Origin of the sequence: Mucilaginibacter galii (genome assembly GCF_014635825.1) — a bacterium.
Lineage (GTDB): Bacteria > Bacteroidota > Bacteroidia > Sphingobacteriales > Sphingobacteriaceae > Mucilaginibacter > Mucilaginibacter galii.
Map to the genome: position 1 here is coordinate 252,337 of NZ_BMDO01000006.1, position 12,323 is coordinate 264,659.

A 12,323-nucleotide genomic window follows, 5' to 3' on the forward strand; every position below is an offset into this window, starting at 1 on the left:
TACTTGTCGTCATTAACACCTTGGGCTGTTTTACGCTGCTCATTGTGGTTCAAAATATCCCTTAGCTCATGAATGATGAATTTTACAATCATCTTTTAAACAAACCCGATAGCACTAAGGCTATCCCCTCTAACACGGTAATTGCCGACTGGGCATTGAGTGTGATTAACTTATTATACCCGCAGCATTCGCGCAACCTGTTTCATACCCTTAAAGAAATAAAGCAGCATGCCTTAAAACTGCAGGAAGAACTACTGCAAATTATTGGCACCAGCAGCGATTATCCTTACAGTTACAGTCAGCATTTGGCCGCCCAATTTTTTGACGCGCTACCCGCACTTTACGAAACTTTAAATACCGACATACAGGCCATTTATGATGGCGACCCGGCTGCTCGCAGCGAGTTTGAGGTTATCCGTACTTACCCTGGCTTTTACGCCATTTGCTTTTACCGCATTGCACACCTGCTAAATACGTTTGATTTGCCGTTGGTACCGCGCATTTTAACGGAGCATGCCCATTCTAAAACCGGTATAGATATTCACCCGGCAGCAACTATAGGCGAATATTTTCATATAGACCACGGCACGGGCATTGTTGTGGGCGAAACCACCACCATAGGCCGTTATGTAAAACTATACCAGGGCGTAACTTTAGGGGCTTTAAGCGTGCACAAAAACCTGGCAGGCAGCAAACGTCATCCAACGGTAGAAGATGGCGTGGTTATTTATTCGGGCGCTACCATTTTGGGGGGCGATACCGTAATTGGCCATCATAGCGTAATTGGCGGTAACGTGTGGCTTACCCAAAGTGTGGCACCGCATTCAACCGTTTACCACACCCCTACCATCACGGTACAAAATATTACACAAAACATCTAAAAATTTACAGACTATGGCAGGCATTATTGATTTGATTGGCAACACGCCAATGGCCGAGCTTCAGAAACTTAACCCTAACCCAAAAGTGAAGATATTTGCCAAACTTGAAGGTAATAATCCCGGCGGCAGTGTAAAAGACCGTGCTTCGCTCAACATGATACGCAGCGCTTTAGAGCGTGGCGAAATTACGCCAGGCACCAAACTGGTAGAAGCTACCAGCGGCAACACTGGCATAGCCCTGGCCATGATTGCCAGCTTGTTTAACCTGGATATTGAATTGGTAATGCCATCTAACAGTACCCGCGAACGCACGCTTACCATGCAAGCCTACGGCGCTAAAGTTACTTTGCTGGATAATATTGAGATTTGCCGCGACTACGCCGAAGAAAAAGGTGCATCAGAAGGCTATTATTTACTCAACCAGTTTGCCAACAGCGATAATTACATGGCCCACTATAAAACTACCGGCCCTGAGCTGTGGCGCGATACCGAAGGCAAGATCACGCATTTTGTGAGCTCAATGGGTACCACCGGTACTATTATGGGTTGCTCAAAATTTTTGAAAGAAAAAAACGCCGATATTCAAATTGTGGGTTGCCAGCCCACCGAGGGTTCATCCATACCGGGCATACGCCGCTGGCCGGAAGCCTATCTGCCAAAAATATTCGATCCAAGCCGGGTAGACCGTGTTATGGATATTTCAGAAGCTGAGGCTACGCAAATGGCACGCCGCCTGGCCAAAGAAGAAGGCTTGTTTGCCGGCATGAGCAGCGGTGGAGCCTGTTCGGCAGCTATTAAGTTAGCCCAGGAGTTGGAAGAAGGCATTATTGTTTTCATAGCCTGCGACCGCGGCGACCGTTACCTGAGCAGCGAATTGTTCGGGTAACCGCTATTAAATAAAGCTTTTATTGAACAGGCCAATCATGAGGTATTTCTGCCTCGCGCAGCGAATTGAGCTTATTAATTTTAATGCGCTTGTGTTCAACTTTAGTCTCCTCGCCATCAATAGTCCCGGAATTAAACACAGCTTTTCGTGTAGAGAAATTATAGTCATTGTCTTCCATTTTATTTCCGCTAACGCCGGTGAGTGTAGCGCCAATTAAATAAAAGTCGCCTTGCTGATAGCGGTATTTGTAGTATGAATGTTCGCGCACAAATTCGTAGTTAATGTTTAACACCCGCTTGGCTATAAAAATTTGGTCAAAGGCATCATTAACCATACCCACCTCGCCATCGCGCAAAATAATGGTGTTATTTTGCAAGGTTAGTCGGTAGCCATTGCCCACTTTAAATAGTATAGCCAGTATCCGCGGATGCCCGGTATTCATCACACCATCCGGGCGGCGCTCTTTTATCGCTTTCGCATATTCTATAACTACGGCGGCATCGGCGACACCATCCCCATTTAAATCGCCATTAGCTACTGATTTTATCTTCCAGTTAGCAGGAACAATGTCTTTAACCGAGTTAACCGACTTATGAAGTGCCGGGTAAGAAAACCCCTGCGCTATGGCACCGGATACGGTAAAGGTGAGAAATAAGATAGCAATTAATGTCTTCATGTTCATAGCGTTATAAGTTAGCAACGTTGGTTAATATCTTTAAAACCAAGCATTCTTAATAGTGTTCAAGCTTTTAAGTATATATTTACTCATCACACTAATACACCGCCAATGGAGTTCAAAATATTAGGGAACACTCAAAATGTAACCCAGCAAGCCAATAAGCTCATTATCTCTTCTGCCGAAGCCGAAGCCCATATCACCATTTATAGCGATTCCATAATCCGTATAAATGTAACTAGGCAGCCGCAAAATAATGAACCCTCGTTTGCCGTAATTCAGGAGCCACAATCTAAATTAACTTATCAGGATGATGATAATGAGCTGGTAGTAACTACTGCTGCACTAACTTTGCTTGTTAGCAAAAATCCGTTAAGGTTCGCTTTTTACACACCCGACGGACAACTGCTGAGCCGCGATGATGAACGCTTTGGCGTAACCTGGCAAAACAGCCAGGTAATTAATTACCGCGAACTCCAAGGAGACGAAAAGTTCATAGGCCTGGGCGAAAAGGTAGGCAACCTTAACCGCAGGGCCAGTTCATTTGTGAACTGGAACACCGATGCACCAGACCATACGCCCCTTACAGATCCGCTGTACGAAACGTTTCCATTTTTTATAGGCATACACAGCGGCCTTACCTATGGCTTGTTTTTAGATAATACGCATAAAAGTTATTTTGATTTTGGCGCCTCGTGCGATGACCAGTTTATGTGGCTGGGTGCCGATGACGGCGATTTGAACTATTACTTTTTTGGAGCACAAACCGTAGCCGGCATTATTGAAGATTATACCTGGCTAACCGGCCGTATGGAAATGCCGCCACTGTGGAGCCTGGGTTACCAGCAATGCCGCTGGAGCTATATGAGCGCACAAGAGGTGCTTGATGTAGCTTCTAAATTCCGTGAAAACAACATCCCTGCCGATGTAATGTATTGCGATATAGATTACATGGAAGGGTTCAAAATATTTACCTGGAATAAAGAAACCTTTGCCGAGCCTAAACAATTTATTGATAAGCTCAAAGCCATGAACTTTAAACTGGTAACCATTGTAGACCCGGGCATTAAGGTAGAAAAAGGCTATCAGCAGTATGACGAAGGTGTAGAACGCGGTTACTTTGCCACCTACCCTAACGGCGAAAATTATATTGGCGAGGTTTGGCCCGGCCGCTGCCATTTTCCAGACTTTTTTAGGGAAGATGTACGAGAGTGGTGGGGAGCCGCCTTTACTGCACTTACCGAGCCCGGTGTAGAAGGTTTTTGGAACGACATGAACGAGCCTGCCGTTTGGAACCAAAACATGCCCTGGATAGTGAAGTTTGGCGATAAATTTATGCCAGAGGTACGTAATGTATACGGTATGATGATGGCCAAAGCCACCTACGATGGCACCCGCAAGATCTTAGGCAACAAACGCCCTTTTGTATTGACCCGTGCGGCATATTCAGGCACACAGCGTTATTCGGCTGTATGGACGGGCGATAACACAGCCACCGACGAACACCTGCTGTTAGGTGCACGTTTGGTTAACAGCTTAGGCGTAAGCGGTATGGCTAATGTGGGTGTAGATATTGGCGGCTTTAGCGGCAATCCTACCCCCGAAATGATGGTGCGCTGGAACTCTTTGGGTACTTACACGCCTATGTACCGTAACCACTCCATTAAAGATTCGGAGTTTAGGGAGCCATGGCAATATGGTGCCGACAACCTGGAGCTGATCAAAAAATCGATAGAGGAACGGTACAAGTTACTGCCTTACCTGTATTCTTCGTTCTATCAAACCAGCCAAACCGGTTTGCCGGTTTGCCGCACATTGGCCATTGATTACACGCATGACCATAACATTTACCATGAAGATTACCAAAACCAGTTTTTGTTTGGCGATGCTTTACTGGTAGCGCCGGTAATAAGTACCGAGATTACTGCCAAAGTATACTTGCCTCAAGGTAACTGGTACCGTTTAAGTACCGACGAAGCCTTTGATGGCGGACAGGAATACGTAGTTGATGCTCCTTTAAATGATTTGCCGGTATTTGCCAAAGCCGGTGCCATTATTACCCAACAAAGCGTAAAACAAAGCACCCAAGATAAGGGCGATGGCATATTGGAAATCCATATTTGGAACGGCACCGAGGCAACAAGCTTCGTTTACTATGAAGACGACGGCGACACCTATGACTACGCTGAAGGAGCCTATCACAAACGTTTAATTATATTCGACCCTACCAAGAAGGTCATGATCTTAGATGCGGCAGAAGGTAGCTATACCTCGCAATATGATAAGGTACAGGTGGTATTACATGCTTTTGCCGATGCCAAACTATTAAGCCCTGTCGGCAACAGCAATGATGAAATTGTGATATACTATTAAGAATTTCAAACATCAGTTACCGGAGATAATTTTATACCTTATCTCCGGTAATTCAATTTCTTTCCGGGTAAGCCAATTTATCACACATGAAATATAGTTTCTTTATTTTATTGTCTTTCTTAATTCAGTTGGCTTCGGCACAAACCAAATTGCCTGTCATAAAAGCCACCTCAAGAAATGTAAACATTAATGATGGCAGGATATTTGAAAAGAACGCATGGGGACTTTCGCCCGAAATTAAACCCGACGTTTACACCGCCGACCGAACCCGGAAAACAAAATGGGTAACCTTTTACACCGACATTGATTCTATTAGGGTAAAAGTAAAACCCGGAAGCAAGACTAATTTTGTTGTACTGCTAAACGGTAAAGATTCATGCTTTACACAAATAGCAAGCGCTATTCCCCCCGAAAGTAAGTCCTCCGGTATCATCACCCATGACACCATTCCCTTTACGCTAACGGCTTATAATGCCATTAAATTAATGGGTATTATTAACAATACCGATACGTTGAGCTTTCACTTCGATATAAGTTCGTTTGGCTTTCACATTACCCGCGATGCATTGCTGGACAGAACCCAACTCGTTGCCAACAAAGCCGATGTTTTGGCCGGTAAAGCCAAGGCTAACTATAATAAGCTGAATAAAGTAAGCAAGCTGCAATTTGCCAACACCGTTTGGAACAACCCCACCATACTTCCCTCTAACTTAACTGCTCATGAAATGGATGGCCGCATAGGCTGGACTGTTTTTGAAGGCAAACAGGTGGAAGTAGACTACGACCGCAGCCTGCTCATTGTTCATTCCAAACCGGTTAAGGTACCCAAAGGCTATGTTAAGGCACCTATTGTTTTCATACGTTCGCTGCCTTGCATTAAAGGCACCTTTGATATTCAAAACAAAAAGTACACAGGCTACTTTGCCATGGATACCGGCTCGGAACAAGCTCTTATTTTAGACAGTACCTGGAGGGCAAGGCAAAACTTCCCCACTAACCTGCCGCTCATTAACTCGTTCACCGTGAGAGATGCCAACGGCAACAAGTATGAAACTAAAATGGTAATAGCACCTAAACTTACTTTCAATAACAGCACATTTACCAACATCCCCACACTTTTAACGGGTACTATCACCAATGCTAATTCGGAGATAAACTTTTTAGGTAATGATTTTTTTAAGCGCTTTAACACCATCCTTGATTTTAAGAATGATGTGATCTATTTAAAGCCGAATAAGCTGAAGAATGTGAAGTACAGGGTGAATTCTTAACACTCCCCAATAGCGTTAATGTCAGTCTGAGCTTGGCGAAGACTTATACGCTTTACTAAGTCTTCGACAAGCTCAGATTGACAGAAGTCTCACTTTATAAATTCGACTACAACAAAAAAGTCCCTCTACAATTACAGCAGAGGGACTTTCTTTATAGGGTTAGCTTATCTTATAAAACTGCTGATTTTACAGTTTTGATGATACGGGCAGCTACTTTGTAAGGATCGGCAGCCGAGTTAGGGCGACGATCTTCCAGGTAACCGCTCCAGCCTTTTTGTACAGTGTAAAGCGGGATGCGGATAGATGCACCACGGTCAGATACACCATAGCTGTAATCGTTTATAGAAGCAGTTTCGTGTTTACCGGTTAAACGTAATTCGTTATCGGCACCGTAAACTTCAATGTGCTCTTTAACCACGGGGCGGAAAGCTTCTAAGATCTTTTTGTAAGTTTCTTCGCTTGCGGCAGTACGTAAAACTGTGTTAGAGAAGTTAGCGTGCATACCCGAACCATTCCAGTCTAAAGTACCTAATGGTTTGCAATGCCAGTTGATTGAGACACCATAAGTTTCGCCTATTCTTTCTAATAAGTAACGGGCAACCCAAATTTGGTCACCTGCTTCTTTAGCGCCTTTAGCAAAAATCTGGAATTCCCATTGTCCGGCAGCAACTTCAGCGTTAATACCTTCTACGTTTAAACCAGCATCTAAACATACATCTAAGTGTTCTTCAACAATGTCGCGGCCAAATGCGTTGTTAGCACCTACCGAGCAGTAGTAAGGGCCTTGCGGACCTGGGTAACCACCTGCAGGGAAACCTAATGGTTTATTGGTTTCAGGATCCCATAAAAAGTACTCCTGCTCAAAGCCAAACCAAAAATCGTTATCGTCATCTTGAATTAACGCACGACCGTTTGATTCATGTGGCTCACCAGCCGAATTCAAAACTTCGCACATTACCAGGTAACCTTCTTTTCTTTGCGGATCAGGGCAAATAAATACTGGTTTTAAGATACAATCTGAAGAACCACCCGGTGCTTGCTCAGTTGACGAACCGTCGAAGCTCCAGTTTGGACAATCTTCCAGTTTACCTGAAAAATCTGCCTCGATTTTAGTTTTACTACGTAGACTTTGGGTTGGTTTGTAACCATCCAACCAGATGTACTCTAATTTTGCTGCCATTTTTGTAGGTTGTTTATCAATTAAGGGAAAGCTCCCGTTTAAATTTGCTTTTTGTAATATTTAAGGGCTAATATAAAACTTTCCGCATCAAATCTTTAAAAATCTTACCAAAAGAACAAACTTTATTTTAAAATAACCGTAAATACCTCATTTTAATTTTGAGCATTTTTCAAAATTTCCATCAAAGTAAGTTAGTGTTAAATAAATAATCTTTTATTGTAAATAAAATTACACCGATAAAGAAACACTTGAGTGTATTTAAAACGACAGCATATATGGTTAACAAGGTCAGCTGAAGACCGCCACTATTATTGTTGTGCTGTATTTGTCTAACACCTGGCAACGCAGGTCTACTCCAAATTCTCTGTAAAACGTTTAGTTGATGTAAGAGATGCAACTATAATACTTTTGATATATTGCACGTTAATTGACCCTCATTATGCCAACTGAAAGCTTCTACAAGTTTAAAGATTATGACCTTTGGTTAAGGGATGGATTTTTAATGCCTTTTGAACTCCTACTGTTCGAAGACCTTCAAGCAAAGTATGGTGAAACAGATCAAGAAATAAATGAATTTAAGGACTTAATCGTAGAGAACTCTTTGCTTAGATTCATAACAGGAGATATGCTATGCATAAACTTTGATAAAGCGCTAATCTCCGGAAATACTTTGCAGAGATTGATAAAATCTACAGAAAGTATTATTGAAAAAATTGTAAATGATAAAAATTCACTAACTGCTGTACGCATCAATGAACTTCTTACTAAAGCCAAAAATTATTCAATAGAAAAAGGCAAAAGTAAAATAGAAGATTATCCTGATATTTTGGATGCAGGGTATGAGGATGAATTGCCAATTAAAAATTACTTACATGCATTTTATCTTATTAAGCTGCTCCTAAAAGGAGAAATTAAAGATTCAGATAGAAATTTTTTGTTAGTAGGTGATTGACTAAATCAATATCTCATATTTGCAAATACGACTTGGCTTACCGGTGTTGCCATTATGCCATTCCTATTGATGCTTGACTAACTAATAAGTTACTTATAATATAAAAGCCCCTGACATTACTGCCAAGAGCTTTTATATTATATTTGAAAAGCTTAGCTTACTTCACTTCTTCAAAATCAACATCGGTAACAGTATCGCCACCTTGTTGTGCATTAGCACCGGCATCAGGACCTGGTTGTGCTCCTGGTTGGCCGTCGGCAGATGCTTTGTACATATCTTCTGAAGCTGCAGCCCAGGCAGTATTTAACTCTTCTTGTGCAGAGTCAATGCTGGCAATATCTTTAGAAGCATAAGCAGCTTTCAATTTCTCTAAAGCCGATTCGATAGGTGCTTTTTTATCAGCAGGTACCTTATCTCCGTACTCTTTCAATTGTTTTTCAGTTGAGAAGATCAGGGCATCAGCACCGTTCAATTTTTCAATTTCTTCTTTTGCTTTTTGGTCAGCATCAGCATTAGCTTCTGCTTCTTCTTTCATCCTTTTGATCTCAGCATCAGTTAAACCTGAAGAAGCTTCGATACGGATCTTTTGCTCTTTACCCGTTGCTTTATCTTTGGCAGATACGTGTAGGATACCGTTGGCATCAATATCAAAGGTAACTTCTACCTGTGGTACACCACGTGGCGCAGGTGGAATGCTATCTAAGTGGAAACGACCCAAAGTACGGTTTTGAGCAGCCATAGGGCGCTCACCTTGCAAAATGTGGATCTCTACCGATGGCTGGTTATCAGATGCGGTTGAGAAAGTTTCCGATTTTTTACTTGGAATGGTTGTGTTAGATTCGATCAAGCGAGTCATTACACCACCCATAGTTTCGATACCTAATGAAAGTGGAGTAACGTCTAACAACAATACATCTTTCACCGAACCATCTAACACACCACCTTGAATGGCAGCACCAATAGCAACTACTTCATCAGGGTTAACACCTTTTGAAGGCGCTTTACCAAAGAATTTTTCAACAGCTTCCTGTATTGCAGGGATACGGGTTGAACCACCTACCAGGATAACTTCGTCGATATCTGAAGTGCTGTAACCTGCATTTTTCAAGGCAGTACGGCAAGGCTCAATAGTACGTTTGATTAAGCTATCGGCCAGTTGCTCAAATTTAGCACGGGTTAATTGCTTAACCAAGTGTTTAGGCATACCGTCAACAGCGGTAATGTATGGCAAGTTAATTTCGGTAGTTGCAGAGCTCGATAACTCAATTTTAGCTTTTTCAGCAGCTTCTTTTAAGCGTTGTAAAGCCATTGGGTCGCGGCGCAGGTCAAAACCTTCATCACTCTTGAACTCATCTGCCATCCAGTCAATAATAACCTGGTCAAAATCATCACCACCTAAGTGAGTATCACCATCGGTAGATTTTACTTCGAACACGCCATCACCTAGATCAAGGATTGACACGTCATGAGTACCACCACCGCAGTCAAACACGGCAATTTTCATATCCTTGTGTGCTTTGTCCAAGCCGTAAGCAAGGGCAGCAGCAGTAGGCTCGTTTATGATACGGCGTACTTTTAAACCGGCAATTTCACCAGCTTCTTTAGTAGCCTGACGCTGAGCATCGTTAAAGTAAGCTGGAACGGTAATAACCGCCTCGGTTACTTCGGCACCTAAAAAGTCTTCGGCAGTTTTCTTCATTTTCTGAAGAATCATGGCAGAGATCTCTTGAGGAGTATATTTGCGGTCGTCTATTTCAACGCGCGGAGTATTATTATCACCTTTCACTACTGAGTAAGGCACACGCTCAGCTTCTTTAGTAACCTCGTTAAACTGGTTACCCATAAAGCGCTTAACAGAGTAAACGGTTTTTGTAGGGTTAGTGATTGATTGACGCTTAGCAGGGTCGCCCACTTTGCGTTCGCCATTATCAACAAAAGCTACTACAGATGGTGTAGTGCGTTTTCCTTCGCTGTTGGCAATAACTACCGGCTCGTTACCTTCCATTACTGCTACGCAGGAGTTTGTTGTTCCTAAGTCGATTCCAATGATTTTAGACATATGATTGATTTTTCCTTTTTTATTAATTTGAATTAACAATCACTATTTATCAAGGGTTGTGCCAACGTTATGTTGGCAGTAAATATTGTGAAAGATTAAGTTCGCAACAATATTTAGTCAGGACAAAATACGGCCATGGTGACAGGTTGGCAGAAACAAGCGCCTGTCTTTTGATGATTGACACCTTGTTGTGTTATGACGTATATAAAGTTGATAAGGCTATTTATTAACTTATTAAAAGACGGACTATCTTCTTACGGCTTATGCTTAACTTACCTCCATGTTTTATATTGACTCGGACCGGTTGAAATTAATACCATTGCAGCACGACCAGTTATTGTTACTAAAACGTAGCAGATATGAACTGGAGCAACAAATGGGGCTTAATCCCTCGGCGATGGTTATAGATGCCTATTATCAAACGGAGAGTGAAGAGGCGTTGTGTAACTTCTGGATTCCTTATACTAAGGATTATCCAGACTTATATCATTGGTATACCAACTGGCAAATTATCCTTAAAGACATTAACACCGCTATAGGCGGCATTAGTTTAGGTGGCTACCCTAATGATTATGGCGAAACTACTATAGGTTACCTTATAGACGAAAAACAACAGGGCAACGGTTACGCTACCGAGGCACTGATCAGATTAACTCAATGGGCATTTCAATTCAGCATTTTGAAGTCCATTCAAGCCGATACACTTACTACAAACTTTGCATCCCAACAGGTTTTACAAAAGGCAGGTTTTAAGTATACGCATTCGGTAAAAACTACAGTATACTACCGGCTACCAAAGCGTTTATAAATGTGGGTATAAAGTTTTTCGTGAGGAATAGTATCTTGCAGTTGTTATGCTTGAACCGCTAATTACACACATTCAAAAGTTTGTACCGCTTACGTTAGATGAGCAAGGGGTGTTACAGCAATATTTTGATTATAAAGAAATCGATAAAAAGCATTACCTGTTAAACGAAGGCGACACATGCAAGGCGCAATACTTTGTAATTGAAGGTTGCTTACGCATGTATTTCATTAAAGAAAACGGTGTGGAACAGATTGTACAGTTTGGTATTGACAATTGGTGGCTGAGCGATTATAGCAGTTTAACCCTCCACACACCCTCGCAGTTTTACATACAAGCCGTACAGCAAAGCAAGATCCTTGTATTAACGCAAGATAAGCAGGAGGAGTTGCTGGATAAACTTCCGCAGATAGAACGTTATTTCAGAAAGGTTTACCAGCGGGCTTACGCTGCGGCACAAATGCGCATTACATTTTTCACCGACCTATCGGGAGAAGAAAAGTATCATCACTTTGCCAGCCGTTTCCCCGATTTTGTGCAGCGTGTGCCTCAATATATGCTGGCTTCCTATCTGGGTTTTACACCAGAGTTTTTAAGTAAAGTACGGGGCAAGAAACACTGATCTCGTTTCTTAATTATGATTAAGATTTTGACGTAGCAGCTTGTGCACCTTTGTAGTGCCGGCAAGCTTAACATTTAAAATATAAAAAATTAAAATCATGGAAACCAGAATCAACATCAACGAAATAGACCAGGCCGCTTACAAGGCTATGTATGCCTTGGAAGGATACATACAAAAAAGCGGCTTAGACAAAAACTTATACGAACTTATTAAAATACGTGCTTCGCAAATAAATGGCTGTGCCTATTGCCTTAACATGCACACTAGAGATGCCCGTAAGTTAGGCGAAACCGAGCAACGCATTTACGTACTTCCAGCTTGGCGCGAAACCAACTTTTTCACCGAAGAAGAGCAAGCGGCATTGGCTTTAACCGAAGAAGTAACCAATATACAGACGCATGTATCTACGGCAACCTATCAAAATGCCATCAAAGTTTTAGGAGATCAGAGGACCGCACAGGTAATCATGGCCGCTGTGACTATTAACGCCTGGAATAGGATTGCTATAAGTACGCATTTAATGCCGGAGTTGGAGAAATAGAAACTCTATAACTTAGAATTAACATATTGAGAGTATTACTATTCTCTTTCCCTTGAACAAAGGTTAAATTAAAGAAT

General features: G+C 42.2%; 11 protein-coding genes. 8 read left to right on the forward strand and 3 right to left on the reverse strand.

What is annotated here, in order from left to right; genetic code table 11:
• Positions 1 to 68 precede the first annotated feature (68 nt).
• Positions 69 to 881, forward strand: a complete 813-nt coding sequence (locus IEV61_RS12575) for a serine O-acetyltransferase (protein ID WP_188417176.1) — start codon at positions 69 to 71, stop codon at positions 879 to 881.
• Positions 882 to 894: 13 nt separating this feature from the next.
• Entirely contained in the window at positions 895 to 1,767 is an 873-nt protein-coding gene (gene cysM, locus IEV61_RS12580; RefSeq protein ID WP_188417178.1) for a cysteine synthase CysM, read from the forward strand.
• Positions 1,768 to 1,786: 19 nt separating this feature from the next.
• On the opposite strand, the gene IEV61_RS12585 is transcribed toward cysM, so the two are convergent.
• The gene (locus IEV61_RS12585; protein ID WP_188417180.1) at positions 1,787 to 2,443 is read right to left on the reverse strand and encodes a hypothetical protein; all 657 of its coding nucleotides are present in this window, start codon (positions 2,441 to 2,443) and stop codon (positions 1,787 to 1,789) included.
• Between the two features lie 111 nt (positions 2,444 to 2,554).
• Between IEV61_RS12585 and IEV61_RS12590 the strand changes: the two genes are divergently transcribed.
• Both IEV61_RS12590 and IEV61_RS12595 read left to right on the forward strand, forming a co-directional pair.
• Positions 2,555 to 4,816, forward strand: a complete 2,262-nt coding sequence (locus tag IEV61_RS12590) for a glycoside hydrolase family 31 protein (protein WP_188417182.1) — start codon at positions 2,555 to 2,557, stop codon at positions 4,814 to 4,816.
• 86 nt (positions 4,817 to 4,902) lie between these two features.
• Positions 4,903 to 6,087, forward strand: coding sequence for a hypothetical protein (locus IEV61_RS12595; RefSeq protein ID WP_188417184.1), 1,185 nt, complete (start codon positions 4,903 to 4,905; stop codon positions 6,085 to 6,087).
• 169 nt (positions 6,088 to 6,256) lie between these two features.
• Here the strand turns inward: IEV61_RS12595 and IEV61_RS12600 are convergent, their stop codons facing one another.
• Positions 6,257 to 7,267, reverse strand: a complete 1,011-nt coding sequence (locus IEV61_RS12600) for a glutamine synthetase beta-grasp domain-containing protein (RefSeq protein ID WP_188417185.1) — start codon at positions 7,265 to 7,267, stop codon at positions 6,257 to 6,259.
• A gap of 439 nt (positions 7,268 to 7,706) precedes the next feature.
• Here IEV61_RS12600 and IEV61_RS12605 point away from each other — a divergent pair, with 439 nt between their 5' ends.
• Positions 7,707 to 8,219, forward strand: coding sequence for a hypothetical protein (locus IEV61_RS12605; RefSeq protein ID WP_188417187.1), 513 nt, complete (start codon positions 7,707 to 7,709; stop codon positions 8,217 to 8,219).
• 157 nt (positions 8,220 to 8,376) lie between these two features.
• On the opposite strand, the gene dnaK is transcribed toward IEV61_RS12605, so the two are convergent.
• Positions 8,377 to 10,305 (reverse strand): molecular chaperone DnaK, encoded by a 1,929-nt coding sequence (dnaK, locus tag IEV61_RS12610; protein WP_262890604.1) that lies wholly within the window; start codon positions 10,303 to 10,305, stop codon positions 8,377 to 8,379.
• Between the two features lie 253 nt (positions 10,306 to 10,558).
• Between dnaK and IEV61_RS12615 the strand changes: the two genes are divergently transcribed.
• The 3 genes from IEV61_RS12615 to IEV61_RS12625 all read left to right on the forward strand — a co-directional run bounded on the left by IEV61_RS12615 (position 10,559) and on the right by IEV61_RS12625 (position 12,246).
• A complete protein-coding gene (locus IEV61_RS12615; RefSeq protein WP_188417195.1) occupies positions 10,559 to 11,086 on the forward strand; it encodes a GNAT family N-acetyltransferase in 528 nt (175 codons plus the stop codon).
• Positions 11,087 to 11,132: 46 nt separating this feature from the next.
• Positions 11,133 to 11,705, forward strand: coding sequence for a Crp/Fnr family transcriptional regulator (locus IEV61_RS12620; RefSeq protein ID WP_188417196.1), 573 nt, complete (start codon positions 11,133 to 11,135; stop codon positions 11,703 to 11,705).
• A gap of 97 nt (positions 11,706 to 11,802) precedes the next feature.
• Positions 11,803 to 12,246 (forward strand): carboxymuconolactone decarboxylase family protein, encoded by a 444-nt coding sequence (locus tag IEV61_RS12625; protein WP_188417197.1) that lies wholly within the window; start codon positions 11,803 to 11,805, stop codon positions 12,244 to 12,246.
• Positions 12,247 to 12,323 lie beyond the last annotated feature (77 nt).

What these genes read in the sequence shown, in the direction of transcription:
- IEV61_RS12575 (WP_188417176.1), top strand. Translation starts at nt 69, where the DNA reads ATGAATGATGAATTTTACAATCATCTTTTAAACAAACCCGATAGCACT.
- cysM (WP_188417178.1), top strand. Translation starts at nt 895, where the DNA reads ATGGCAGGCATTATTGATTTGATTGGCAACACGCCAATGGCCGAGCTT.
- IEV61_RS12585 (WP_188417180.1), bottom strand. Translation starts at nt 2,443, where the DNA reads ATGAAGACATTAATTGCTATCTTATTTCTCACCTTTACCGTATCCGGT.
- IEV61_RS12590 (WP_188417182.1), top strand. Translation starts at nt 2,555, where the DNA reads ATGGAGTTCAAAATATTAGGGAACACTCAAAATGTAACCCAGCAAGCC.
- IEV61_RS12595 (WP_188417184.1), top strand. Translation starts at nt 4,903, where the DNA reads ATGAAATATAGTTTCTTTATTTTATTGTCTTTCTTAATTCAGTTGGCT.
- IEV61_RS12600 (WP_188417185.1), bottom strand. Translation starts at nt 7,267, where the DNA reads ATGGCAGCAAAATTAGAGTACATCTGGTTGGATGGTTACAAACCAACC.
- IEV61_RS12605 (WP_188417187.1), top strand. Translation starts at nt 7,707, where the DNA reads ATGCCAACTGAAAGCTTCTACAAGTTTAAAGATTATGACCTTTGGTTA.
- IEV61_RS12615 (WP_188417195.1), top strand. Translation starts at nt 10,559, where the DNA reads ATGTTTTATATTGACTCGGACCGGTTGAAATTAATACCATTGCAGCAC.
- IEV61_RS12620 (WP_188417196.1), top strand. Translation starts at nt 11,133, where the DNA reads ATGCTTGAACCGCTAATTACACACATTCAAAAGTTTGTACCGCTTACG.
- IEV61_RS12625 (WP_188417197.1), top strand. Translation starts at nt 11,803, where the DNA reads ATGGAAACCAGAATCAACATCAACGAAATAGACCAGGCCGCTTACAAG.